Source organism: Bordetella bronchialis (assembly GCF_001676705.1).
GTDB classification, from domain to species: domain Bacteria; phylum Pseudomonadota; class Gammaproteobacteria; order Burkholderiales; family Burkholderiaceae_B; genus Bordetella_C; species Bordetella_C bronchialis.
Genome location: NZ_CP016170.1, coordinates 3,074,137 through 3,098,363 on the forward strand (window position 1 = coordinate 3,074,137; position 24,227 = coordinate 3,098,363).

A 24,227-nucleotide genomic window follows, 5' to 3' on the forward strand; every position below is an offset into this window, starting at 1 on the left:
ATCATGAAACCCCTGGCCTTTCTTGCCGCCGCGCTGTGCGGCATCGCCCTGCACGGCACGGGCGTCGCGGGCAGCTACCCCGAGCGTCCCGTGCGCATGGTGGTCGCCTTCGGCCCCGGCACCTCCACCGACACCACGGCGCGCCTGTTCGCCGAGAAGCTGTCCGGCGCGCTGGGACAAGCGGTCATCGTGGAGAACCGCGCCGGCGCGGGCGGCAGCATCGGCACCGACTACGTGGCCAAGGCGGCGCCCGACGGCTACACCATCACCATGGGCACCGTCGGCACGCTGGCGATCAACAAGGGACTGTACAAGCGCCTGCCCTACGACCCGGTCACGTCCTTCGTCCCCATCGCCATGCCGGGCTATACGCCGACCTTGCTGGTGACGCGCGCCAACGCGCCCTGGAACACCGTGCAGGAGCTGGTCGCGTATGCCAAGGCCCATCCCGGCACCGTCACCTATGCCTCGGCCGGCCCGGGCACGTCGGGCCACCTGGCGGGCGCGATGATGGCGGAAATGAGCAAGACGCAGATGCTGCACGTGCCGTACAAGGAAGGCGCGCAGGCCGTCACGGCCGTCATGTCGGGCGAAACGGACGTCCTGTTCTACCACCCCACCGCGGTCATGCCGCAGGTCAAGGCGGGCCGCTTGAAAGCGCTGGCCGCCAGTTCGGCGCGCCGCTCCGCCGCCGCGCCCGATGTGCCCACCATGCAGGAATCCGGCTTCCCCGGTTTCGACCTGACGGCGTGGTACATGCTGGCGGCGCCCGCCGGCGTCCCGCGGGACGTGCTGGCCACGCTGGGCAAGGCCGCCGCGCAGGTCATGCAAGACCCGGCCCTGCGGCAGAAGCTGGCCGACCTGGGCGTCGAGCCGTCGACCCTGGATACGGCCGCGCTGAACCCCTTCATCAAAACGGAAACCGCCAAGTGGGCCGACATCATCGTGCAGGCCAACGCGGCCCTGGACTGAGGCATCGAACATGAAGATAGGCAAGGCGACCGTGCCGGTCACATCGATTTCCACCTCCAACAGCGAAACCATCGTGGTGCGCGGGCGCGACCTGTGCCAGGAGTTGATCGGGGTCGCGTCCTTTACCGACTACTTCCACTTCCTGGTGCTGGGCCGCATGCCGGACGGCAAATCGCGGCGCGTGCTGGACGCTACCCTGGTGGCCATCGCGGAGCACGGGCTGGTGCCCAGCGTGCAGGCCAGCCGCATGACCTATGCGGCCGCGCCGGATGCGCTGCAGGGCGCGGTGGCCGCGGGCATCCTGGGCTGCGGCTCGGTGATCCTGGGCGCCTCCGAAGCGGCGGGCGTGCTGCTGGACGCCATACGCCGGCGCGCCGCCCAAGGCAGCGATATCGCCACGGCCGCGCGCGAAGTCATCCAGGAGTACCGCGCGGCGGGCAAGGCCATACCGGGCTACGGACACCCCTTGCACAAGGCGCGCGATCCGCGCGTCGCGCGGCTGATCGACGTGGCGCGCGAGGAAGCCATCGACACGTCGTACGTCGACATTGCGCTGGCCCTGGAGCCGGCCATCGAGGAAATCGTCGGCAAGGCGCTCAAGCTGAATGTGTCGGCGGCGATTCCCGCGCTGCTGCTGGGCATCGGCTTCCCCATCGCGGCGCTGAAGGGCGTGCCCATCCTGGCCCGCACCGCGGGACTGATCGGCCACCTGGTCGAGGAGGCCCGGCGGCCCATCGGCTTTGCGCTGTCGTACCAGGCTTCGCAGGCCGTCGAATACGACGGCGAGGTGCCGGCGGGCTATCGTCCCGGGTAGCCGGCGCGCCCCATCGCCTGCTTGCGCACCAGGGCGGCGAAGGCCTTGCCTGCCCGGTCCTGGGGATGATCCGCCTTGAACAGCAGCCCGGGCGTGCGCACGGGCGTGGGGTTCTCCAGGGGAATCATCTTCAGGCCGCTGTCCTGGGCCACGGCGTTGCATGCCACGACCGCGCCCACTTCGGCGCGCGCCACCAGGCCCAGCATGGCGGCCACCGAGTTCATCTCGGCCACGATATCGGGCTCGGCCCCGGCCGCGGCGAAACACTCGTCCAACAGGCGCCGCGTGGAGAACCGGGCCGGCAGCAGCACCAGCGGCTCCCGATGCAGTTCGATCATGCGTATGCGCTTGCGCCGCGCCAGCGGGTGTGTGGCGCGCACGGTCAACAGCAGCTCTTCATTGAAAAGCGGCTCGAAGCGCAGATTGCCCGGCGCGGCCGGCCGGTACGATACCCCCAGGTCCAGCGCGCCGGACTCCAGGCCGCCGATGATGGTATCGGCTTCCAGTTCCTCGACTTGCACCCGCACCGTGGGATGGCGCGCCAGGAACACGGCGACGCAGGCCGGGATGAAACTCAGGTTGAAGGTATGCGTGGTGCCTATCCGCACCACGCCCGTGACGTCATGGCCGCCACGCTTGAGTTCGCCCAGGCCCTGGTCGATCTCCCGCAGCGCGCGCTGCGCATAGGCCTGGAAGGCGTCGCCCGCCTCCGTCATGGTCACGCGGCGCCCGCTGCGCTCGAACAGCGGCCGCCCGACTTCCTCTTCCAGCTGGCGGATCTGGTGCGACAAAGTGGACTGCGTGACGTGCACGCGCTCGGCCGCCCGCGTGAAATTCAGCGATTCGGCCAGCGCCAGGAAATATCTGAGATGGCGCAATTCCATGCGTAGGCTCCGGCAAGCGGCGGATAAACCGGCACGATTGTATCGGGGCGATCCCCGACCCCGGCACCGGCCCCGCCCCGGTCGCCAGCCGCGCGGGAGCGGGGGCCGGCCACCGCCGCTAGAAGCGCCAGGCGACGTTCACGCTGCCGGCATTCTGCCGGTTGCCGCCGCCGAACTGGCCGTTGTAGGCCACGCCCACGGTCGTCGATTTCGTCATCCGCATGTCGATGCCCAATTCCATGACGGCCGCGTCCTGCGCGATGGGAGCCCCGGCCACCGTGAAGGGCACGCTGTCGCCGAAGGCCATGGCGGTGGTGGGATCGAGGTCGCCGAAGGCATGGCGCCAGCCGGCCATGGCGTGCACGCGGCCCGGCATGCCGGCGGACTCGAAGCGCAGCTCGCCGCGCAGGCCCAGCGTCGTGGTGGTGACGGCGCTGCGCTCGCTTTCGCCGTCCAGGGCGGCCGCGCCCCCGGACTCGGAAAACCCGCGCACGCGCAGGTCGCTGTAGTTGACGCCGGCGAAGGGCTGCACCGCCATGCGGTCCGCCACGGGCAGGCGATAGCCCAGCTCGGTGAAGACCTGCGCGGTGCCGGCGTGATAACCGGCCTTGAGCGTGTCGGCCAATCCGGCGGCGGAGGTATCGCGGCGCGTATCGATATCGTGCCAGGTGTAGGCCGCGCCCGCGGTCCATTCGATGTGTCCCGGACCGGCCTGGAAGGCCTTGCCGCCAAAGACCGTGGCGCTGTAGCTGTCCACGTCCGCGGTGGCGGCGCGGTCGCGCAGCGACACATGGCTGCCGGTATAGCCCAGCGCCCCGCCCAGGCGCCAGCCGGCGCCGACCGCGTGGTCGCCGCCCACGAACAGGCCGCCGTCCGATTGCCGCACGCGTCCCGCGTTGCCATTGCCGTCCAGCGTGCGCCAGCTGCCGAAGACCTCGGCCCATAGCGGCTGCGCGGCCGACCGCGGCATCGCGGTCGCGCCCAATGCCGCCGATCCCGCTTGTGCCACGGGGTCGCCGGCCGTCTGGCCGGCGTACAGGTTTGCGCGCAGATGCGCCGTGGGCAGGCTGGCCACCGTGTCTCCCACGCCGTGCAGCACGGCGATGGTGCTGGCGTGGATCTCGCCGGACAGGGCGTCGAATGCCGCCGGCGGCGCGCCCGCCGGCAGGTTCAGCACCTGGGAATAGACGGCGTTGTCCTGCGGCAGCGTCTGTACGGCATTGGCGACGGCGCGCTGGTTGCGCGTGTCGGCGGCATCGGCGAAGCGGATCGGCCGCGTGCCGCCGCCATTACCATTGCCGCCGTTGCCGCCGTTGCCGCCGCCCCCGTCGCCGCCGTTGCCCGAGCCGCCGTCGCCCGGCACCTGCTTCAACTGCATCCGCAAGGTGACGTCGTTCGCGCCGTAGCTCAGCTTGGGATCCAGGAAGGCGTAGTTGCTGGCCACGCTGTTGAACGCGCCTTGCACGCCCCCTGCCGCCGTCACGATGGTGTAGTCGCGCGCCAGGCTGAAATTGCCGTCCGGGCCCACATGCACGACCGAACCCGCCAGCGTCGCCGTCCCGCCCACCGCGATGCGGTCGCTGGCCGTGGATGAAGAATCGACTTCCACCTGATAGACGGCGCCCGGCGCCATGGTGAAGTTGCCGGTGACGTGCAGCGTGCCGATGGAATTGCCCGGCGCCACGATGCCGCCGGCGCCGATCAGCGCGCCGCCGACCGTGCCCTGCCCGCCCAGCGTGGCGCCGTTGGCCACGGTCACGATGCCCGGCAGGACGGCGCCGGCGTGCGTGGCGTCGCCCACCACCAGCTTGCCCGCTTGCAGCGCGAAGGCGCCGGTGTACGTACTGGCGCCGTTCAGCGTCAAGGTGGCGGCGCCGGTCTTGGCCAGCGCGCCGCCGCCGGAAAGCGTGCCTTGCAGCGTCACGGGCTGCGGCGTATCCAGGGTGCCGCCGCCCGCGTCCACCACGATGGGGCGCGCGGTATCGATGGCAGCGGTATTGCGCAGGGTGCCGCCGTTGAAGGTCAGGGCGCCCGCGACATTGCCCAGCGCCGCGTCCGACCCGACGACCAGCGTGCCGGCGCTCAGGGTCCATGGCGTGACGCCGGCGTTGACGCCGGTCAACGTCCACGTGCTGGCGCCCGTTTTCTCGTAGCGGTTGAAGCCCTGGTACTGGACCGCGGCGCCCACGGCGCCGATCTGGCCGACGTTGAAGCTGGTACTGGCATCCGTCGTATCGCCGCCCAGGGCCAGGATATCCCCGCCGAGCGCCGTGCCGCTGGTGCTGACGACATTGCCCAGGATGGTGGACCCGGCCTGCAGCGTCAGGCGATTCGCACCGCCGCTCAATTCCACGGCATTGGCGCGGCCCCCGCCGAAGCTGCCCATGCCGCCCACGATGGTGCCGCTATTGGCGATCGCGACGCCGCCCTGGGCGATCACGCCGGCCCCGCCGGCGCCCCCCGTTGTACCGCTGGGCGTGCCGCCGGCGCCGCCGAAGATGATACCGGCGTTCTGCAGGGCGCCGCCGGTGTTGACGTAGCGCACGCCGGCCCCGCCATTGCCGGGCTGGCCGCCGGCTCCGACGCTGTCGCCGCCCCGGCCACCGATGATCTGGCCAGCGGCATCGTTGACGATGGCGGTGCCGTTGGCGACGATGGCATCGCCGCCCGCCCCGGCCGCGGCCGCGCTACCTCCGTTGCCGCCACGGATGAACGCGGCATTGTTCACCGCCCCGCGGTTGGCGAGCACCGCGGCGCCGCCCAGGCCGCCCGCGCCGCTGGTTGCCTCGCCGCCCAAGCCGCCCTGTACGGTGCCGGCATTGTTGAACAGCGTGCCGCCATCGACCAGGAAGACGCCCGCGCCGCCACCGCCGCCGCCCGAATCCGGGCCCAGGCCGGCCGTGCCGCCGGTGCCGCCGACGATCACCGACCCGTCATGCTGGATGGTCCCGCCCGACACCAGTACCAAGGCGGCGCCCCCGCCGCCGCCGCCGCCGGCGCCGCCCACCGCCGTGGCTCCGTCGCCGCCATTGCCGCCGGAGACGGAGGTCCCATTGGTGAAAAGCACCGCATTCGCGCCGGTCAGGACCAGGCCGCCCTGGGCGCCGCTGCCGCCGCCGCCGCCCGCGTCGAAGGAACCGGCGCTGCCGTCCTCGCCGTCCAGCCCGAACATCGCGCTGGATAGCACCGTACTCGGGTTGCCGCTGACATTGCCCGGCGGCGTCAGGCTATTGCCCCCCGCGCCGCCCGGGGCGGCGAGGCCGCCGGCGCCGCCGCCGCCGCCCCCGCCCGAACTGGCATCGCCTCCCAGGACGAGGCCTCCAAGGCCACCCGCAGAACTGGAATTGCCGCCGTTTGCGCCGGGTCCGGCGCCGCCGCCCAGCGGCGCGCCGCTGCCGCCGCCGCCGCCCGCGACGGGTGTGGCGGGGATCGGCCCCCCTTGTCCGCCGCCACCGCCGCCACCGCCCCCTGCCAGGCCACCCGCACCGCCACCGCCGCCATTGCCGTTCATGGAATCGCCGCCTTTACCGCCCTGTCCGCCGCCGCTGGCGATATCGCCCGGCGCGGCCCAGGCCGCCATGGGCGCGGCCGCGGAGAGGACGGCGGCGGCCAGGGCGAGCCTGAGCGTGGACAAGGGCAGATCGGGCGCGCGGCCATGCCGAGGGGTGCGATTTCCTTGCGGGGTGTTTTTCGTTTTCATATCGGCGCAAATAAGCAGCAGCGGCGTGCACGAGCGCGCGCCAGCACTGGGGGGAAGCACTAGGGAAATCCAGCCCACATCGTTCGGTGGGCAGCGCCGCGGCTTAGGCCGAATTAGGGAGACGGCGCGCGGCGATTGTAAAAGGCGGCGGGCGGAAATGGCATTCTGTTTCAGTCAGGGTGGCCACCACCGCTTGAATCCAGCAGGCGAAACAGATCCTCCACCGGCACCGCCCGGTCCCCGACGATCTTCCAGTAGCGTTTCGCATGATCGCTGGCGAGGAAATCGCGGCGCCTTTCCAGCCGGCCCGCGCCCACCACGCTTTTGATGACGACGTAGCGCATCTCGCCTTCCGGTCCCAGGATGATCGTCGAGCCCCCGGGATAGTCGAATCCGGGTCCCTCGGCGGAGGCCTCCACATGGCGGACCTGCGTGATCTCCGCCACCAGGTCGTACACGATCTGCCGGTCGGGTCCGGCACGCCTGGCTATCCGCACCGATTCGATGCGCGGAATGCTGACGCGGTCTCCCATGAGCCGGGGATCGCCGTTGGCCACCAGGCCGAATTCCTCCAGCCGCTCGGGCACGACCGCATACGAGCCCAGGCAGATCGCCTGCCGCCGCAGTTCCTCCGCGGCCGGGCTGCGAGACGGGTCGCCCTGGAAGCGCAGGCTGGCGAAGTCCAGTCCCGGCACGGGGGGCAAGGCCATGCGCGGGCCGCGCCACAGCAGCGCATCCGGCGCCAGGTTCGGTACGCTGCGGGGATAGATGTTGCGGCGGCGAAACGCCTCCACCAAGGCGCCGCGGTAGTCCCAGGGGTCGTCCGGGACCAGCCCGTGGTCCGCCGTGATAAGCGCCCGCAGATAGTCCCCCAGCGTGATGCCCACGGGCGGGCAGTAGTCGATCGCCCGGATGCAGATGCCCAGGAACTGGCCGGCCAGCTGGCTGGCCTTTTCCGCCAGGATCGTTTGCAGGTCATAGGGAAGCTCCCCCGGCGCCAGCACGCCCGTCCCCCCGCTGGCCAGGCGGACATACTGGCGGGTCTTGCGTTCGAATACCGTGATGAAGGCCTCGACGACCGCGCGGACCAGCAGCAGGCCCATGTCGTGCGCCTCCATGCCCGGGTGGTAGGTCGTTGGTTCCGCGCCTTCCACGACGTCCCGCAAGGGCCGCGCACGGCCCGCCGCATAACCGAACTGGTGGCCCAGCTCGGTCAGCAGGTCGGCCTGGCGCAGCATGCCGCGGCTGCGCCGTATCGCGGTACGGACGATTTCCGGATAGCTGAAATGCTGGAACACGGCCACGAGATCGGCGAAGCCCTCGTGGAATCCCAGGACATCGGTGCCCGAAGGAATGCGGAAGTTGGGCCGCAACCCGTCCAGCAGCGCGTGCGTCAGCTCGTGTGAAACGATGTCGTGCGACAGGCAGGTAAAGACGAAGCCGCCCGGCAAGGAGTTGTCGGTCGGGTGGTCGCTGGCGCGGAAATAGCCGAAGCGCAACTCGCCTTGCCTGCCATCGGTCCAGTAGTACGCGTTGGCCTCCTCCTTGTAGTGCGGCTTGATCCGCAGCCGCCCGACCGTACCGTCCTCGCCGAACCCCCACGACAGGTCGCGCCCCAGGGCAAGGCGGAAGCCGGCGTAGACGTTGCTGCAGACCGCGTACACCATCTGCTGGTGAAACCGCGGGTCCGCGAGCGATGGCGCATAGCCGTCCTCCATGAGCACCCGATGTTCGTCCAGGTTCGCCTGGCGGTAGTTCTGGCCCGTGCTTTCATCGCCGTTGTCCACCTCGAATAGCGCGCCGCGCGGCCCGGGCGCCAGGGGCTCATAGGGCACGTTCACCGTGGCCACCGCGCCGTCCAGGCGGTGCGTCGCCGGGTCGATCGAGAAGATGCGCAGCGGCCGGTACAAAGGGTCCCGGTCGCTGCGCCGGTAAGGCGTGGCCGCGCCGCGCAGCAGCTGGCGGCCCAGCGTGTAGCGGCCGCCGGTCTCCGCGCCGGCCGCATCGCCTTGGCCGCCATCGGCCCCGCGCCGCGCGACGCGGCTCTGTACCTGCGCCGCGACGGCCTCGGTGGTTTCGGGTGGATAGTGCGGCATGGCGATACCCGGGCGGTGGCGCTTCCCTCAAGGCAGCAAGGGACGTCCGTACATCGCGCCGACGGACACCATGGGCTGCCCCGCGATGCCATTGACCGCGGGCACCGCCGCGCCCAGCGGCTGCAGCAGCGGCGCCTGCAGCATCGCGGGCGCGCAATCGAGGCGCGGGTGCTGGGAAGGCTGCGGACCGAATTCCGCGATGACGCGGCGGATGAAGTCCTCGTGCGTCATCCCGTTGATCCCCCGGCGAAGTACCTGCGTGGCGCGCAAGGTGAAATCGCCCTGCCCGTCCCGCTCCCATGCGACCTCGTCATCGCGGCAGGCCGCGAAGGCGACATTGCGCATGCGTTCGGTCCCGCCGCTGTCCATGCGCACCGTCGTGGCATGCTCGATGCCTCGAGCGCCGCCGGCCAGCGCGCGGCGAAAGTCCCGGTGCGCCTGCTCCAGTTCCGGCGTGGGCCGTACGTACCTGGGTTTGGCCAGCGTTCCGACGTGGCGGCTGCCGCCCAGGCCGCCCGGCGAGGTACCCACCGCGAAACGGGTATTGGTGCCCGAATGGCAGCAGTCGATGAAGCAGGTGAAATTGACGCCCTCGGGCACGGCGGCGAATATTTCCGCGATGTCGTCGTCGATATAGAGCTGCCCTTCGGCGAAGTTCACCGGGCACAGGGCCTCGTCGCGGCGATCGAGTTCGTCGCCGTTGATGTCCTCCACGTGGGTGCCGTGCCCGGAAAACTGGAAGACGATCACGTCGCCGGGCCGGCTGTCGCGCACCATGGCGCGCAATTCGGCGTCGATGGCGCCACGGGTGGCCGCGCCGTCCAGCAGCATGCGCGTGCCGAAGCCCAGGCCGGCCAGCGTCTGCGACCACAACCTGGCGTCCGGGACGCAGGCCTGCAGGCGATGCTCCGGGTCGGGATAGGCGTTGATGCCGACGCACAGGGCGACACGCCGGCCCGAGGCAAGCGACACGCCGCCATGGTCGAAGCCGTTGGACCCGGAAACGGTTGCCTGGATGTGCGCCCCGCCGTTCAAGGCGGGGCGCTGGGCGCCGCGATGGAACTCGAGCACTTCCTCCGGCCAGGTGACGCCCTCTTTCCAGCCGTCGGCCTGCGGACCTTCGCGCGGGCGCGGATACTCCACGATGGGATCGCTGTCGCCCTTTTCCAGGATGCGGCGTACCGTGCTGTTCAGCGTGGGGGCATCGTCGTCGAAGCCGCCGTGCGATGTCGCGGTACTGCTTGCGCTGCCGGACTCCGTGTCGGTGCGGGACCACACGATCTCGCCCACGCCCGCGCCGTTGCCGCTCAGGCCGAACAGCTCACGCAGGCCGGGATCCTCGCGCAGGCAGTCCTCCAGCCCCAGGATGGCCGCGTCGCGGTCCTTTTCCAATGCGCGCGAGACAAGGTACAGCAAGGACTTGTGATAGACGTGCGCGCAGTGGTCCTTTCTTTCCAGATAGCGGTTCAGCGTGAACAGCGTCAGGCGGTTCACCGCCTTGCCCGGCCCGATGTGGTCGCCCAGCAGCCGCTTGAACGTGTCCACGCGTATCGCCGGCGCATAGAAATGCGCCGACTCGAACGGCGGCACGCCGTGCTCGCGCGCTGCCGCCAGGAAATGCGCATGAAAGATCGACCCGGCGCTGTGTCCCACCGCGTGCAGCGCGATCTTGCCCTCCTGGCCCTTGCAGAACGCGGCCAGGCGCTGCGCCACGTACCAGGCCGCGCCCACGTCGCCATCGGCGGCGCCCGGCGGGTCGACGGCGTGCTCGGCGTTGGATTTCATCCCCGCCCAGATATCCGGACCGCGCAGCGCCCGGGCCGACAGCTCGATGACGGGGTCCAGCGTGAAGTCGAAGACATCCCGCCGGCCTTCCGGTCCCTGGCTGGCACGGCGCAGCAGATTGCCCAGGGTTTCGAACAGCCCCGTCTGCCAGACGAAATAGACCGGATAGATGTCGTTCCTGCGCCACCAGTCGATATGCTTGACCGCGATATCCAGTCCGGACGCTTCGTCCACCAGCCCGCCGTGCGCATAGAACAGAAGCCGCAGTTTGCGCCTGGCATGCTCGGCCTGCTTCAAGGCAGTGGGCAGGTGCACATCGAAGATGGCGTCCACATCGGCCTTTGACGTGGTGGCGATCCCGTCCGCCGAGAACCGCCCCATCGACGTGTTGACCAGGTGCGGCTGCAAGGCCGCCAGCAGGTCCGGCGGAAAGCGGTCCGCGCCTTCGCCGCCCCGCTCCATCGTCCAGCCGATGTCGCGCTGGTCGCCATGCTGGTGTTCCGCATCGGCCGGCTCGACACCGGCGGGCACCCGCAGCAGCGTGGACATGGCGCGTTGCAGTTCCGCCATTTCCTCGTAGGGGAACGGACCGTCGAATACCGCGCGGCTGGACGCCCGGGTCGCGCGCATGGCATCCACTCGGGCCTTGACATCGGCGTAATCGATGCTGCTGCCGGGGCAGCTTTTCGAGGACATGCTGTTGTGGAACGCCAGCGCGCTGGTGGGCAGGTCGAAGCGGTTCAGCACCAGGGCGGTGACTTCCAGCGCCGCGTCGCGCTGCGGCCCGTCGAAGACATCGCGTCCCACATCGAAATCCCCGATCATTTCGAACATGAAGGGGCCGACCTGGCTGTTGCCGTTATGGCCCGCGGCGCTGGCCGGCGGCAGGTTCCAGTTCCGGCCCAGCCAGACCATGCCTTCGGGATCGATGGTCAGGTGCTGCGCGATATCGCGCCAGCCATTGACCTGGGTATGGTGCCGCCACATGCCGACGATGGTGTCGTGCCCGCGGAAGTCGCGCCGCGTGGGACGCCAGGTGTGGTGCATGTGGACGGCGTTGATGCGGCGTTCGAAGGGAAACCGGTCCAGGATCTGGGCGAACTGCTCGACGGAAAGCCGTCGGAATGTTGGCGTCGACATAACACCTCCTCCACAGAAGCATCGTCGTTGGTCATACGCAGGGCCCTGACGGCACCACACGCGCCGACGCCATGCCCCGTTGCTTCAAGCGCTGGCGGCCGGATCCAGGCCGGGCTGCCACGGCTTTTGCGGGAGATAGTCGCCAGGGAAGGATGATGGAAGCATCGTTATGTGCACGATCATAGGGCAGTCCCGACGGAGGCTTCTAAGCCTAAGGATGGTGTACGGATGCGGTAAGGCGCGCCATCCGGCCACGCGCGGCGGCCTGGCGCGCGCGGTATCGACCGGGGGCCGCCCCGGCGGCGGTGTCGGCGCGATGTGGAGCTACGCGGCGGAAAAGCTCATTAACTTATGGATCAGCCCCGCCGAGGTCTTCGCGCCGAATTTATTCATCAGCCTGGCGCGATACATCTCCACGGTGCGGGGGCTCAGCCCCAGTTGCCGCGCGATTTCCTTGCTGGTCTTGCCTTCGGCGATCAGCGCGGCGATCTCGCGTTCGCGCGCGCTCAGGCCGGACGCCACGGGGCGCGTGGCGCTCAGGTCCTCGAAGGCCCAGATGACGGCGGCGTGGGGATCTTCCGGCACCAGCGCGCGGCCGGTCGCGTGGCACCAGAACAGCTCGCCTTCGCGGCGTTTCATGATGCGTTCGTCGGCATAGGTGCCGGCGGCGCCGAACGAGGCCAGCAGGCGCCGGCCGGTACGCACGAACTCCTGCGCGGTGGGATACAGGATCTCGAACGAGATCCCGTCCAGGGATTGCCGGCCATAGCCGAACATGTCTTCCATCGCCAGGTTGGCGATGCGTATGACCCGGTTGTGGGAGACGCACATCCCCACCGGCGCGCGCATCAGGACTTCCTTGTAATCGATGTCTGGCGAACTCATCGGCCGATCCCCGGGTTCGGCGCGGCGCCTTTTCCCGTGGGCGCCGCAACGTAGTTTTACGGTATTGCTGGGGCCCTTCGCGACTCATAAAGTGGATCCGGGCAAGTCTCGCAGCATTCCAACGAGGAGATAGCGTAATGGCACACGATACGAAAATCCAGGAGTCCTGTTCCCAGTTCTCGCACGTCCGGCCGGGCGATACCGCCTTCCGGTCCGGAGGCTTGCGGGACTTCTTCGTCTACCGCGACCTGGGCATCGCCGAGGCCACCGGCGGCAAGGTCATCGCCCAGCTGGTGCGCGCCAACCAGCCGCCCGACACGGGAACCGGCTGGCACATCCATGGCGCGCAATTCCATATCGTCTACATGCTGAAGGGCTGGGCGCGCTTCATGTACGAGGACCGCGAAACCCTGGTCGCCGCCGGCGACTGCGTGCACCAGCGGCCCGGCATCCGCCACTTCCTGTTCGACTATTCCCCCGACATGGAATACCTGGAGGTCGTCGGTCCCGCCGACTTCACGACCGTCGGCGTGGAGGCGCCCTATCCCGTGCCGCGCCCCACGCCCTGGAGCGCGACGGCCGCCTAGCTGTGAACTGTCAAGAGGTTGTATCCGCCCAGATTAAGCCTGGAGATAGGTACAGCGCGGCCGATGCCTTGGTGAGGGCGATGCCAGTTGTAGTGGTGTAGCCAGGATTTCATGGCATCGGCTCGGTGTTGTGAGTTTTGGTAGGTGTAGGCGTAGGCCCATTCACGCAGGGCTGACTGGATGAATCGTTCGGCCTTGCCATTGGTCTGTGGCCGGTAGGGCCGGGTGAAGCAATGCTTGATGCCCATTTCACGGCATAGCGCGGCGAAGGCGCGGCTGCGGAAGGCCGAGCCATTATCGGTAAGCAACCGCTGGATGGTCACGCCTAAGCGCTTGTAGTAAGCCACGGCGTCCTTGAGGAACTGGACCGCACTGGGGGCGCGTTCGTCGGGGTGGATGTCGGTAAAGGCCACGCGAGCGTGGTCATCGATGGCCACGAAGACGAAGTCCCAGCCGGCACCGTCCACGCCATCGCGCCGGTTACCTGTAACGCGGTGGCTGGGCCGCACGATGCGCCCGAGCTTCTTGATGTCGATGTGTAGCAATTGGCCTGGCGCCTCATGTTCGTAGCGCACCACCGGCTCGGCCGGCTCCAGGTCGGCCAGGCGGGACAGACCGGCACGGGCCAGGACGCGGCTGACGGTACTGGCCGATACGCCCAGCGCCTGGGCAATGCGTGCCTGAGTCAGTCGCTTGCGGCGAAGTTCGACGATAGCCATTGCCTTGGCCGGCGCAATCGCCTTGGGCGAGCGCACCGGGCGCGATGAGGCATCTGCAAGCCCGTCCTGGCCCTGCGCCAGAAACCGACCTAGCCATTTGCGCACAGTCGGCGCCGTCACCCCGTAGGCGCCAGCCGCTTGAGAGATCGTCAACTGTTTATTGCGCAATTGCTCAACCATTTCGAATCGACGTACGAAGGTCAATCGGGCATGCTTATGGGTGTTCATCCGGCCGGGCTCCTTGAGCTTTCTGGTGGTTTGGCGATTACCAGTTTCTCAAACCCGGTTCGGGTGAACCATGAATACAACCTATTGAATGTTCACACCTAGCCGGGCCCGGGCGAACCGACCCGGGACGGCCGCGTCCGCCTGCCCAGGCGGCACGGCCGCGGTATCGCCGTAGGGCCGGCGGGCTGCCCGCCGCCGGCCGGGCCCCTGTGCGCACTAAAATCGCCGAAACACAGGAGGCCCCATGTCGCTCGATGAAGAAACTTTCCAATTGCTCACGGACAGCGTCCAGCGCTTCGTCCGCGAACGGCTCATGCCCGCCGAGGACCAGGTCGAGGAAAGCGACGACGTACCCGCCGACATTGTCAGCGATATGAAGGAACTGGGCCTGTTCGGCCTGTCCATCCCCGAGGAATACGGCGGTATCGGCCTGACCATGGCGCAGGAATGCCAGGTGGCCTATGAACTGGGGCACACGGCGCTGGCCTTCCGGTCCGTCGTGGGCACCAATATCGGCATCGGTTCGCAGGGCATCCTGATGGACGGCACGCCCGAACAGAAGGCCGAATACCTGCCGCGGATCGCCAGCGGCGACCTGATCGTGTCCTTTGCCCTGACCGAGCCCGACGCCGGGTCGGACGCGGCATCCATCAAGGCCGCCGGCGTCAGGGACGGCGACGACTACCTGCTCAACGGTACCAAGCGCTTCATCACCAATGCCCCGCGCGCCGGCGCCTTCACGCTCATGGCGCGCACCGACGGGCCTGGCGCGGGCGGTATTAGCGCCTTTATCGTGCCGGCCGGGCTGCCCGGCCTGTCGCTGGGCAAGCCCGACCGCAAGATGGGCCAGCGCGGCACCAAGACCTGCGACGTCAATCTGGACAATGTGCGCGTGCCGGCCGCCAACATCATCGGCGGCCAGCCGGGCAAGGGCTTCAAGACGGCCATGAAGGTCCTGGACCGCGGCCGGCTGCATATCTCGGCCGTGGCCTGCGGCATGGCGGACCGCATCCTGCGCGAAAGCGTGGCCTATGCGCAGCAGCGCAAGCAGTTCGGGCAGCGCATCGGCGATTTCCAGCTCGTACAGGCCATGCTGGCCGACAGCCAGGCCGAACTCCTGGCGGCCTGGTCGCTGGTGCAATCGGTGGCGCGCCGCTACGACGCCAAGCCCTTCGGCGTGACCGATCCGGAGGTCAGCATGCAGGCGGCCTGCGCCAAGTTGTTCAGCACCGAAATGGTCGGCCGCGTGGCCGACCGCGGCGTGCAGGTCCACGGCGGTTCCGGCTACATCAACGACTACAAGGTGGAACGCTTCTATCGCGACGTGCGCCTGCTGCGCCTGTACGAAGGCACCACGCAAATCCAGCAGTTGGTGATCGGCAAGCAACTGATGAAATCCGGCTGAGCGCGCGCGCGCCGCGGGTTTTCTTCAGGATCGTATTTTTGCCAGCAGGGCGTGGATTTCGCCACGGCGCCCTTCGTCGGCCACCTCTCGGCCCGGCCGCGGCGGCGCCTTCAAGGCCTTTTCCAGGTACGGAATCGCCTCGGATTTGCGGTTCCGGTAGACCAGGTAGTCCGCATAGAAGTAATTCGGATCGATGCCGTCGGGATTCACGGACAAGGCCTGCTGCAGCAGCGCCTCCGCCTTTTTGTTGTCGCCGAATCCGATGGGCCAGCCCGGCACCTTGTAGTACAGCACGCCCAGGCTGTTCAAGGCCGAGCCGTCCAGCGCCTTGCTGTCGATCTTCATCGCCGTCTCGTATTCCGCCTTGGCCTGCTTGGCCAGGTCCAGCGCGCCCAGGCCGCCTTTCGCGCCGGCCCAGGAGCTCAGGACGATGCCCTCCCAGATATGGGGTTCGGCACGGGTGGCATACCGCGCGGTCAGGTCATGCGCCTGCCTGGACAAGGCCTCGAAGCGCGCCGCGCGCTGGTCCTGCGGTGTCCGGTACTGGATGACGGCCCACTGCGTCTGCAGGGTACGGATACCCTGGTCCAGGTCCGCCGGCTCGGCCAGCGCCGGCGAGCAGAATACCAGGGTCGCGGCGGACCAGAGCGCGGCCGCCCATCCGGCCAGGGAAAGGTGTCGGGTCATGAAGAAGCTCCAGGGGGAAGAATCGTGGGATCCAGGGCGCGCCTGTGCTTGGAGAACGCCTTGTCCATCCATTTCGGGAACAGGCCGTTCAGGCGCACGGCCAGGCCCTCCACCGCGCCGACGAAGCGCTGCGGCGCGTCGCCCCGCATCATGTGCACCAGGTCGCGGGCCACGGCGTCTGGCGCATCGCTGCGCGAGCCGGTGGCCGCATTGAAGGCCAGCACCTCCGGCGCGTTGAAAGCGGTGTCGATGGCGCGCGGCGCGTAGTACTGCACGCGGACATGGGTGTCGGCCAGCTCGCGCCGCAGGGATTCGGTATAGACCCGCAGCGCCGCCTTGCTGGCCCCATAGGCCGAGAAGCCGGGCACGCCCAGGCTGCCCAGGGTCGAGCCGATATTGACGATCCGCGCCTGCTTGCACGCCAGCAGCTGGGGCAGCATGCCGGCGGTCAGCAGCATGGGCGCCAGGATGTTGGTATCCACGACCCGCCGCGCCTGCGCGGAATCCAGGTCCTGGGCCCGGCCAAAGGCGGCGACCGCGGCATTGTTGATCAGTACGTTGGCCTGGCGCGCGGCGGCCGCATCGACCAGCGCGGCACGGCCGTGCTCGGTCGTGATGTCCACTACCAGGGCGTCCACCCGCCAGCGGTCGAAAGAACCGGTGGCAAGCGCGTGCGCCAGTTTCAGCAGCGGGTCCGCGCTGCGTCCGACCAGCAGGACGCGCGCGCCCTCATCCAGCAGGCGGCGGGCAATGGCGCTGCCCAGCCCGCCGGCCGCGCCCGTCAGGACGACGGAGCATTCCATCGGCTTCATTGGATCGCGCCCTCCGCCCCGGCACGCGGCAGCGCGCGGAAAATCGCCCCGTACAGCCGATAGAACATGTGGGCGGCATGCAGCACCGCGGCCTGGTCCCCGGCGTCGTCCAGGCGGTCCATCAGATCGGCGAAGTGGCGCGTATGCTCCCGATCCAGCGTGCCGTGCGAACGCAAATAGCTGAACGCCGCCGCGGGCAGCGCCAGCGTTTCCCGGATGCGGTCGGCCGCACTCAAGGCCAGGGCCACGCTGGTGCCTTCCAGCACATGGACCATGCCGAAGAATCCCACCGGGTTCTTGCGGGCGATAGTGTCGTAGGCATACGCCACCATGATTTCGGTCTCCGGTGCCGGGCCGGCGCGGCGGATGGCCTGCGCGTCGGCACCCAGCGCCCGCAGGTCGTTCAGGATCCACTCGTCGTGGCCCTGTTCTTCCTGGATGTATTCATCCAGGGCGGCATGCATCCACGCCAGGCGGGCGGGCATGCGGGCGCGGCAGGCATGCATCAAGGGCACGGTATGGCTGACATGGTGGTAGGCCTGGCTCAGGAAGGCGATGTACGACGGCAGCGCGACCTGTCCGCGCAGGCAGTCCTGGATGACGGGCGTCCGCACCAGCGCATCGCGGCTGTCCCGCGTATCGCCTAGCAGGGTTTCGAAGAAAGGCATGGTCGCTCAGGGCAAGGGAGGTTGGTGAATGCTCAGGAAAAGGTCGGCATGCAAGGCGGCGATCGCGTCGCGGCGCGGCCGGCCATTGGCCGTGGCCATCCCGGAGGCAGGCGAGAACTCGGCGCGCGCCCGGCTCCACGATCCGACCCGCGCGTAATCGGGAAGGATCTCGTTGACCCGCTCCACGGCGCGGTGCATGGCGGCTTCGTCCGTGCCGGGCAGCGGCCACAGGACGGCGCCCAGCGCGGGCTGGCCATCGCCCAGGACCACGGCGTGCGCAATGCCCGGCTGGCCGGCCAGGTGCAGCTCCACCCATTCCGGCGACACGTTGCGGCCGAAGCCGGTGACCAGGACGTTCTTCTTGCGGCCGTCGATATGCAGGAAGCCCGCGTCGTCCAGGTGGCCCAGGTCGCCGGTCGGCAGCCAGGTCCGCGCGAGGGCCGGCTGTCCCAGGTAACCCAGGGCATGCGTACCGGCGATCTCGATCTCGCCGTCCGGCGCCACGCGCAGCCGCGCATGCGGCAAGGGACGGCCCGCGGATCCCGGGATATCGGCGCCCGGCAGATTCAAGGCCTGCACCGAGCAAGCCTCCGACAATCCATAGCCTTCGTAGGCCGGCAGGCCCAGCGCGCGCGCCTGCGTCAATAGCGCGGCGCCGACCGCCGCGCCGCCCACCGCCATGAAGCGGAGCGCGGATGGCGCCCGCACGCCGGTCGCGGCCAGCCAGCCGGCATAGGCGCGCAGCATCTGCGGCAGCGCGATCACGCTGTTCGCGCCGGATTGCTCCAGCGCCGCGTGGAAAACCGCCGGATCGAAACGGGAAGACCCCTGCAGGCCCACCTGGCCCAGCGGGCGCACGGCGACCGCCGCGCCTTGCAGCAGCGGCGCATAGACGCCCGCGATGTTTTCCAGCAGCACGGGCAGCGGCAGCGCCGCCAGATGGCGTTCGATCGCCAGCGGACCCGTGGCGCTGGCCAAGCTGGCGGCCACGTCCAGCATTTCGGCCGCGCCCAGGCACACGCCCTTGGGGTCGCCGGTGGAGCCGGATGTGAATGTGATCTTGGCCGTGCCGGGATGCAGGGCCGTGGCCGGCGCTCGCAGGCGATGCAGCCGCAGCGTCGGCGACCACGGCTCGCCCGGGTCGCCATCCAGGTCCGGGAATGCGGCACCCGGGCCGGCGCCGGTGACCAGCGCGCCGACGCCCCCGGCGCCCAGCGCGGCGCGTATCTGCGCCGGCGTGAAAAACAGCGGCAAGGGCAAATGCACCACCCCGGCCCGCAGGCAGGCCAGGTCATGCACGATCCAGTCCGCCCCGTTGTCCATCAGCGAGGCCACCGCGCGGGTGTCCAATGCCGCCAGCCGGTCCGCATGCCGGGCGACCAGGCCATCCAGCTCCGCATAGCTGACCGGGCCTTCGGGCGTATCCAGCGCGGTGCGGCCGGCCCGTCCCGCCTCCCGCAGGCGTTCGAAGAAAGCCGGCACGTTCACGCGGCGTGCTCCCGGAACCTGGATAGTATCGTTCCCAAGTGACCGGCGAAGACCTGCGGCCCGTGAGCGTAGTAATCCCCCCAGTCGGCGCGCTCGCGCTCGGTCAGGTGTGCCGGCGTGGCCAGCGACAGGGAGCGGTGCGCCAGGCCCATGCGGGCGAACAAATGATGCAGTTCGGCGGTAAGCGTGCTGACCGCCCACTCGTAGCCTTGCGCCTCCAGGTGATTGGCCAGCATGGGAACGAGCAGGCGGCCGGCGCCCGCCCGCATGGCCGCGAAATGCCCCACTTCCACGATCAGGTGGCGACCCACCGGGGCGCCGCGCTCGAGGATGTACTGTTCCACCGGCACCGCCAGATAGCGTTCCAGGAACAGCGGCGCACGCGCGCTGCGATATCCCGCGGCCGCCAGGATCTCTCCATCGGCCTGCAGCGTGACGAGGACCGGCAGGAACTCGCGCAGATGCGCCCCGTAGCGCTGCCGGTAGCGCCGGGATATGTACGACTCCACGCGTTCACGCAAGGGGTCGTCCCGATGGTGCAGGTGCAGCGCGGCGCGATCCGCGGACGCGCCATGGGTCGCCGGCGGCAAGGCCTTGCCAAGTGTCGATTTGCCGCGCGGCATCCAGATTTCCAGACTATGCATGTGCCGTTTCCGAAACGATGCGGCGCAGCATAGGCGGCCAACATTAATCGGAAATTAATGAATGGCGGTGCTAAGCTGGGCCGCTTGCACGCGGAGGAATGTGAATGAGAATACTCATCATCGAAGACGATCCGCTTCTCGGTGATGGCATCAAGAAAGGCCTGCGGCTGCTGGGATACGCGGTCGATTGGTTTGTCGACGGCACGCAGGCCGAGCAGGCCATGCAGGTCGTCAAGTACGACGCCGTGGTCCTGGACCTGGGCCTGCCCGGCCAGGACGGGCTGGCGATCCTGGCACGCTGGCGCGGCGCCGGGCAGACCTTGCCCATCATCGTCCTGACCGCGCGCGATGCGGTGCAGAACCGCATCGCCGGACTGGATGCCGGGGCCGACGACTACCTGATCAAGCCCATCACGCTGGATGAACTGGCCGCGCGCCTGCGTGCCGTCACGCGCCGCGGCGCCGGCAAGCCCGAGCCCGTCTGGCAGCATGGCGACCTGCAATACCATCCGGCCTCGCACGAGGTCTACTGGCAGGGACGCAAGGTGGACCTGTCCGTGCGCGAAGCCTTGCTGCTGGAACTCTTCCTGACCCATCCGAACCGCGTGCTGACGCGGGACTTCATCCGCGACAAGCTCTACGACTGGGATGCGGACGTCGAAAGCAACGCGCTGGACGTCTACGTGCACCACGTGCGCAAGAAGATCCATCCCAAGATCATCCGTACCCTGCGCGGCTCCGGGTACGCGCTGGGCCAGCTGGAAAGCGACGCATGACACTGCAGCGCAGACTGATCATCGCCGTCCTGCTGGCGGCGCCGCTGGCCTGGGTATTGACCATCGCGGGCACCTATTGGCGCGCGCGCCACGAGATCAACGAGCTCTACGACACCGACATGCTGCGGCTGGCGCAGCAGACGCTGGCGGTGGCGCGGCTGCTGCCGCCCGACGCGCCGGCGCCGGCGTCGTCGCCGTCGCCGTCGGGGGCGGTGGGAGCAGCGGCGGGGGCGGCCACGGCCCCTGCGCGATCCAGGGTTCCGGCCCTGCTCTCCCTGCCCTCGCCCGCACGGTCGGCCGGCGAGGGCGACGCCGACATGGGTGCCGCCGAGCCGCAGACCTGGTCCGTCGCCATCTGGGGCGCGTCGAGCGAACCCCTGGTGCTGGATCCGCATGCCAGGCAATTTCCCCGCGACGCCGCGCGGCAGGGGTTCGTGGAGACCACGATCGACGCCACGCCCTGGCGCCTGTACTACATGGATGACCCCGACAGCGGCACGCGCGTGGCGGTCGGCCAGCGCGTCGGCGAACGCGACGAACTGGTCATCGCCTACATCGCCAGCCAGGTACTGCCCTGGGCGGTGAGCCTGCCGGTGCTGATCGCGTTGCTGATCTACGCCGTGCGGCGGGCGCTGAAACCCGTGCGCGAGCTGTCCGGGCTGCTGGAGCGGCGCGATCCGGACGACGACCGGCTGCTGCCGACGCACAATACGCCAGGCGAACTGCAGCGGCTGGTGCAGGCCATGAACGGCCTGCTGCTGCGGGTCAGCTCGCTGATCGAGCAGGAACGCCGGCTGACCGCGGATGCCGCCCACGAGCTGCGCACGCCGCTGGCGGCCTTGCGCGCGCAATGGGATGTGGCGCGGCGAACCGATGATCCGGCCGAACGGCGCGAAGTCCAGGCCAGCGTGACGCGTGGCCTGGAAAGACTGGACCGGCTGGTGGTGCAACTGCTGACGATGGCCCGGCTGGACAGCACGCGGCATGTCGGTTTCGGCTCGGCCATCGACTGGCGCGGCGTCGCCGACCAGGCCGTGAGCGATTGCCTGTGGATCGCCAATCGCCGCGACATCGACATCGAGATCGAATGGCCCAGCCATGGCGAGGCGCCGCTTCCCATCGCCGGGGATATGGATGCCCTGGTCATCATGCTCAGGAATATCGTGGACAACGCGGTGCGCTACGGCCCCCGGCATTCCCGCGTACGCCTGACCTTCACCGGGTCGCGCATCTTCGTGGACGACCAGGGGCCCGGCATGCCGCCCGAATTGCTGGCGCGCATGGGCGACCGCTTCCTGCGCGCCGCCGGCAACGAAGAGTCCGGCAGCGGCCTGGGCGTGTCCATCGCACGCCGCATCGCCCAGAATCACGGCCTGGCGCTGCAGTTCTCCATGCGCGACGGCGCCGGCGACCTGGGGCCGGGGCTGCGGTGTACCGTGCTGCGCGGCGCCTGACCGCGCCGCTCGCAACTCGCCCTGCGTGCCGCTGGGGCGGCCCGTCAACCGTTCCGGAAACGGTGGACCCGCGAGGTTCGACCAACGCGGTTCGACCCACGCGGTTTGACCCACGCGGTTTGACCCACGTCAAGGCAGGACCCCGCGTATGGCACGAGTATGGAAGCGCGCGGGAGAACAACCATGCTCAAACGAATCGCCCTGCACGTGGAAAAGGACCAGGCCCGGTATGCGCGCTACGCGGCGGCGCTGGCCCTGGCGCGGCGCTTCCAGGCCCAGGTGGTGGGCGTCTATGTCAGCCACGCCTGGATGCCGGACGAAGCCGAGCACGACATCTTCCCCAGCGCCGTGTACGAGCTCATGCTGGAACAGCAGGCGCAGGAGCGGCGCCTGTGCGAGGCCGAGTTCAACCGCCACGCCACCCAGGCCGAAGTCGATCGCCAGTGGCGCGCCGCGCTGGGGCGGCCGGCCGACGCCCTGGCCCTGCACGCGCGCTGCACGGACCTCCTGGTCCTGAGCCAGGCCGACGCCACCACGGATTCCATCGTCGATCCCTACAGCGTGGAGACCGTCATCATGACCGCCGGCCGGCCCGTGCTGGTCGTGCCGTACGCCGCCGAGTACACCAGCATCGGCGACCGCATCCTGGTCTGCTGGGACGGCGGGCGCGAAGCCGCGCGCGCGCTGGCCGACGCGGCGCCCTTCCTGGCCCGCGCCCGGAACATCTTCGCGCTCACACTGGGCAGCCGGTCCGCGAACCTTCAACCGGGCGAAATGTCCGAGGCGCTGCAGGCCTGGTTACGTCCGCGGGGCTACGCCGAACCGCGGCTGCTTGCCCGCGATACCGACGGGCGCGGCATGGGCGACGCCATCCTGACGGCCGCCGCCGACCACGGCTGCGACCTGATCGTCATGGGCCTGTACGGCCACAACCGCGCCCGCGAATGGGTGCTGGGCGGCGCGTCGCGCGACATGCTCAGGAACATGACGGTGCCTGTGCTGTTTTCGCACTGATACAGCGCGCCAGCCGCCGCGCGGGCATACGGTTTCCGGTTCGTGCCGCGCGGTTCCGGACGCCGCGCCCGCAGCGAGGGGGCCGTCTCGCTTGACGCATGTCAAGGCGCGCGCCCAGTGGCCGGCGTACCGTGCACGCCATGCGCCCCTATTCCATCTTCTCGCTGCCGGCCGGCCTGGGCCCGGACGAGCGGCGGACCCGCCGCCACGCCCTGTTGCGGCTGGGACTGGCCTGGCTGGTCATGATGCAGGTCATGATGCTGGCCTGGCCGGCCTACGTGCGGCACGACGGTCTTGCCCCCGGCAAGCTGGCGACGCTGGACTGGGCCATCGGCCTGATGAACTGGACCAGCCTGGTGCTGACCTTGCCGGTGCTGGCCTACTCCGCCTGGCCGCTGTGGCGCGGCGCCCTGCGCGGAATCTGGCAAGGCCGGGCCGGCATGGACCTGCCGGTGGCCATCGGCATGGCGGGGGCCTTTATTCCCAGCGTGCACGCGACCATCGCCGGCAGTGGCCACGTCTACTACGACTCCGTCACGATGTTCGTGGCCTTTCTGCTGACGGCCCGCTATCTGGCGCTGTGCGCCCGGCAGTCCAGCGCCGCGGGCCGCCACGATCCCGTGCGCCGCACGCGCGCCCTGCTCGCGCTTTACGCCGACCGCCGCGCGGCGCTGTTCTGTACGCTACAACTGGCCGCGACCTTCGCGGTCGGCCTGGCCTGGATCTGGATAGAGCCGGGACGCTTCCTGCCCGTCATGGTGGCCATGCTGGTCATCAGCTGCCCCTGCGCCATGTCGATGTCCGTGCCGGCGGTCATGGCCAGCGCCGACGCGGCCCTGGGCGCCCTGCCGGCCGCCGCCGAGGCCGACATACGGGCCATCCTGGCGGCGGCGCGGCGCAAGGCGGCGCAGAATCTCTACGGCAGCGCGGCCTTCCACCTGCTGACGATGCCGCTGGCCGCCCTGGGCTGGGTCACGCCATGGCTCGCGGCCATCACGATGCTGGTGTCGTCCCTGGCGGTGGCGGCCAACGCCTGGGGCCTGCACCGGCGCTGGACGGATGGCCGGGCCTTTGGCGGCGGCGGTCGCGCGCATCCAGCCACGGCGGGGAATCTCGTCACCGTCGCCACTCCGGCCACTTCCGCCACCTCCGCCAGCGCAGCCGCCGCCGTGGAAACGCCGTGACCATCCTGCTATTGCTGCTGCCGCTCTCGCTGCTGTTCGTTGCGGCCATCGGCGGCTTCCTGGCCTGGGCGGTGCTGACCGGGCAATACGACGACACCGACGCCGCGGCAGGCCACTTGCCGGACGACGACTGAGCGGCGCCGTATAGACACGCCCGGATCGATGGTCCGCCTGCGGACAAGGGCGCGCCGGCGATGGCGGCTTGCGGCTTGCACGCAACGTTCCGCCCCTGACCGGCAAGCTTCCCGGCCCCCGCCGCACGGCGCTTGATCGAAGTCAAGCATC

20 protein-coding genes are annotated in these 24,227 nt (G+C 69.4%); 9 read left to right on the top strand and 11 right to left on the bottom strand.

What is annotated here, in order from left to right; genetic code table 11:
• Positions 1-3: 3 nt before the first annotated feature.
• Both BAU06_RS13630 and BAU06_RS13635 read left to right on the top strand, forming a co-directional pair.
• The gene (locus BAU06_RS13630) at positions 4-972 is read left to right on the top strand and encodes a Bug family tripartite tricarboxylate transporter substrate binding protein (protein ID WP_066349914.1); all 969 of its coding nucleotides are present in this window, start codon (positions 4-6) and stop codon (positions 970-972) included.
• 10 nt (positions 973-982) lie between these two features.
• Positions 983-1,786, top strand: coding sequence for a citryl-CoA lyase (locus BAU06_RS13635; RefSeq protein ID WP_066349915.1), 804 nt, complete (start codon positions 983-985; stop codon positions 1,784-1,786).
• On the opposite strand, the gene BAU06_RS13640 is transcribed toward BAU06_RS13635, so the two are convergent.
• The 5 genes from BAU06_RS13640 to BAU06_RS13660 form a co-directional block, all read right to left on the bottom strand.
• Complete coding sequence (locus BAU06_RS13640) at positions 1,771-2,670, bottom strand: LysR substrate-binding domain-containing protein (protein WP_066349916.1); 900 nt, start codon at positions 2,668-2,670, stop codon at positions 1,771-1,773. The genes BAU06_RS13635 and BAU06_RS13640 overlap by 16 nt on opposite strands.
• 118 nt (positions 2,671-2,788) lie before the next feature.
• Positions 2,789-6,370 carry an autotransporter family protein gene (locus tag BAU06_RS27215; RefSeq protein WP_156770229.1) on the bottom strand — a complete coding sequence of 1,194 codons (3,582 nt, stop codon included), beginning with the start codon at positions 6,368-6,370 and terminating at the stop codon, positions 2,789-2,791.
• A 170-nt stretch (positions 6,371-6,540) separates the two neighbouring features.
• Positions 6,541-8,466 (bottom strand): gluzincin family metallopeptidase, encoded by a 1,926-nt coding sequence (locus tag BAU06_RS13650; RefSeq protein WP_066349925.1) that lies wholly within the window; start codon positions 8,464-8,466, stop codon positions 6,541-6,543.
• 27 nt (positions 8,467-8,493) lie between these two features.
• The gene (locus BAU06_RS13655; protein ID WP_066349926.1) at positions 8,494-11,391 is read right to left on the bottom strand and encodes a caspase family protein; all 2,898 of its coding nucleotides are present in this window, start codon (positions 11,389-11,391) and stop codon (positions 8,494-8,496) included.
• Between the two features lie 324 nt (positions 11,392-11,715).
• Positions 11,716-12,276, bottom strand: coding sequence for a PAS and helix-turn-helix domain-containing protein (locus BAU06_RS13660; RefSeq protein ID WP_066349928.1), 561 nt, complete (start codon positions 12,274-12,276; stop codon positions 11,716-11,718).
• A 137-nt stretch (positions 12,277-12,413) separates the two neighbouring features.
• On the opposite strand from BAU06_RS13660, the gene BAU06_RS13665 reads away from it, so the two are divergent.
• Complete coding sequence (locus tag BAU06_RS13665) at positions 12,414-12,863, top strand: cupin domain-containing protein (protein ID WP_066349930.1); 450 nt, start codon at positions 12,414-12,416, stop codon at positions 12,861-12,863.
• Here the strand turns inward: BAU06_RS13665 and BAU06_RS13670 are convergent.
• Entirely contained in the window at positions 12,860-13,810 is a 951-nt protein-coding gene (locus BAU06_RS13670) for an IS481 family transposase (protein ID WP_066349933.1), read from the bottom strand. The two genes, BAU06_RS13665 and BAU06_RS13670, sit on opposite strands and share 4 nt — an antisense overlap.
• Before the next feature lie 244 nt (positions 13,811-14,054).
• Here BAU06_RS13670 and BAU06_RS13675 point away from each other — a divergent pair, with 244 nt between their 5' ends.
• Positions 14,055-15,215, top strand: a complete 1,161-nt coding sequence (locus tag BAU06_RS13675) for an acyl-CoA dehydrogenase family protein (protein WP_066349937.1) — start codon at positions 14,055-14,057, stop codon at positions 15,213-15,215.
• 24 nt (positions 15,216-15,239) lie between these two features.
• On the opposite strand, the gene BAU06_RS13680 is transcribed toward BAU06_RS13675, so the two are convergent.
• From BAU06_RS13680 to BAU06_RS13700, 5 genes are read right to left on the bottom strand one after another with little or no spacing between them, the layout of a single operon-like run.
• Positions 15,240-15,902: a tetratricopeptide repeat protein gene (locus BAU06_RS13680; protein ID WP_066349940.1), complete on the bottom strand. Its 663-nt coding sequence runs from the start codon at positions 15,900-15,902 to the stop codon at positions 15,240-15,242.
• On the bottom strand, positions 15,899-16,714 hold the full coding sequence (locus BAU06_RS13685) for an SDR family oxidoreductase (RefSeq protein ID WP_066349942.1): 816 nt from the start codon (positions 16,712-16,714) through the stop codon (positions 15,899-15,901). Before BAU06_RS13685 ends, BAU06_RS13680 begins: the two co-directional genes overlap by 4 nt.
• Positions 16,711-17,382 carry a TenA family transcriptional regulator gene (locus tag BAU06_RS13690; protein ID WP_066349943.1) on the bottom strand — a complete coding sequence of 224 codons (672 nt, stop codon included), beginning with the start codon at positions 17,380-17,382 and terminating at the stop codon, positions 16,711-16,713. Before BAU06_RS13690 ends, BAU06_RS13685 begins: the two co-directional genes overlap by 4 nt.
• 6 nt (positions 17,383-17,388) lie before the next feature.
• Positions 17,389-18,870, bottom strand: a complete 1,482-nt coding sequence (locus tag BAU06_RS13695; RefSeq protein WP_066349945.1) for an AMP-binding protein — start codon at positions 18,868-18,870, stop codon at positions 17,389-17,391.
• Positions 18,867-19,514 carry a thermostable hemolysin gene (locus tag BAU06_RS13700; protein WP_231933875.1) on the bottom strand — a complete coding sequence of 216 codons (648 nt, stop codon included), beginning with the start codon at positions 19,512-19,514 and terminating at the stop codon, positions 18,867-18,869. Before BAU06_RS13700 ends, BAU06_RS13695 begins: the two co-directional genes overlap by 4 nt.
• A 104-nt stretch (positions 19,515-19,618) precedes the next feature.
• Here BAU06_RS13700 and BAU06_RS13705 point away from each other — a divergent pair, with 104 nt between their 5' ends.
• The 5 genes from BAU06_RS13705 to ccoS all read left to right on the top strand — a co-directional run bounded on the left by BAU06_RS13705 (position 19,619) and on the right by ccoS (position 24,076).
• Positions 19,619-20,290 (top strand): response regulator transcription factor, encoded by a 672-nt coding sequence (locus BAU06_RS13705; RefSeq protein WP_066349952.1) that lies wholly within the window; start codon positions 19,619-19,621, stop codon positions 20,288-20,290.
• Positions 20,287-21,744, top strand: a complete 1,458-nt coding sequence (locus tag BAU06_RS13710) for an ATP-binding protein (protein ID WP_066349954.1) — start codon at positions 20,287-20,289, stop codon at positions 21,742-21,744. The genes BAU06_RS13705 and BAU06_RS13710 overlap by 4 nt, the downstream gene beginning before the upstream one ends.
• A gap of 183 nt (positions 21,745-21,927) precedes the next feature.
• Positions 21,928-22,758, top strand: coding sequence for a universal stress protein (locus BAU06_RS13715; RefSeq protein WP_066349955.1), 831 nt, complete (start codon positions 21,928-21,930; stop codon positions 22,756-22,758).
• A gap of 140 nt (positions 22,759-22,898) precedes the next feature.
• Positions 22,899-23,942 carry a hypothetical protein gene (locus tag BAU06_RS13720; RefSeq protein WP_066349956.1) on the top strand — a complete coding sequence of 348 codons (1,044 nt, stop codon included), beginning with the start codon at positions 22,899-22,901 and terminating at the stop codon, positions 23,940-23,942.
• Positions 23,939-24,076 carry a cbb3-type cytochrome oxidase assembly protein CcoS gene (ccoS, locus tag BAU06_RS13725; protein ID WP_066349957.1) on the top strand — a complete coding sequence of 46 codons (138 nt, stop codon included), beginning with the start codon at positions 23,939-23,941 and terminating at the stop codon, positions 24,074-24,076. Before BAU06_RS13720 ends, ccoS begins: the two co-directional genes overlap by 4 nt.
• The last annotated feature ends 151 nt before the right edge of the window (positions 24,077-24,227 follow it).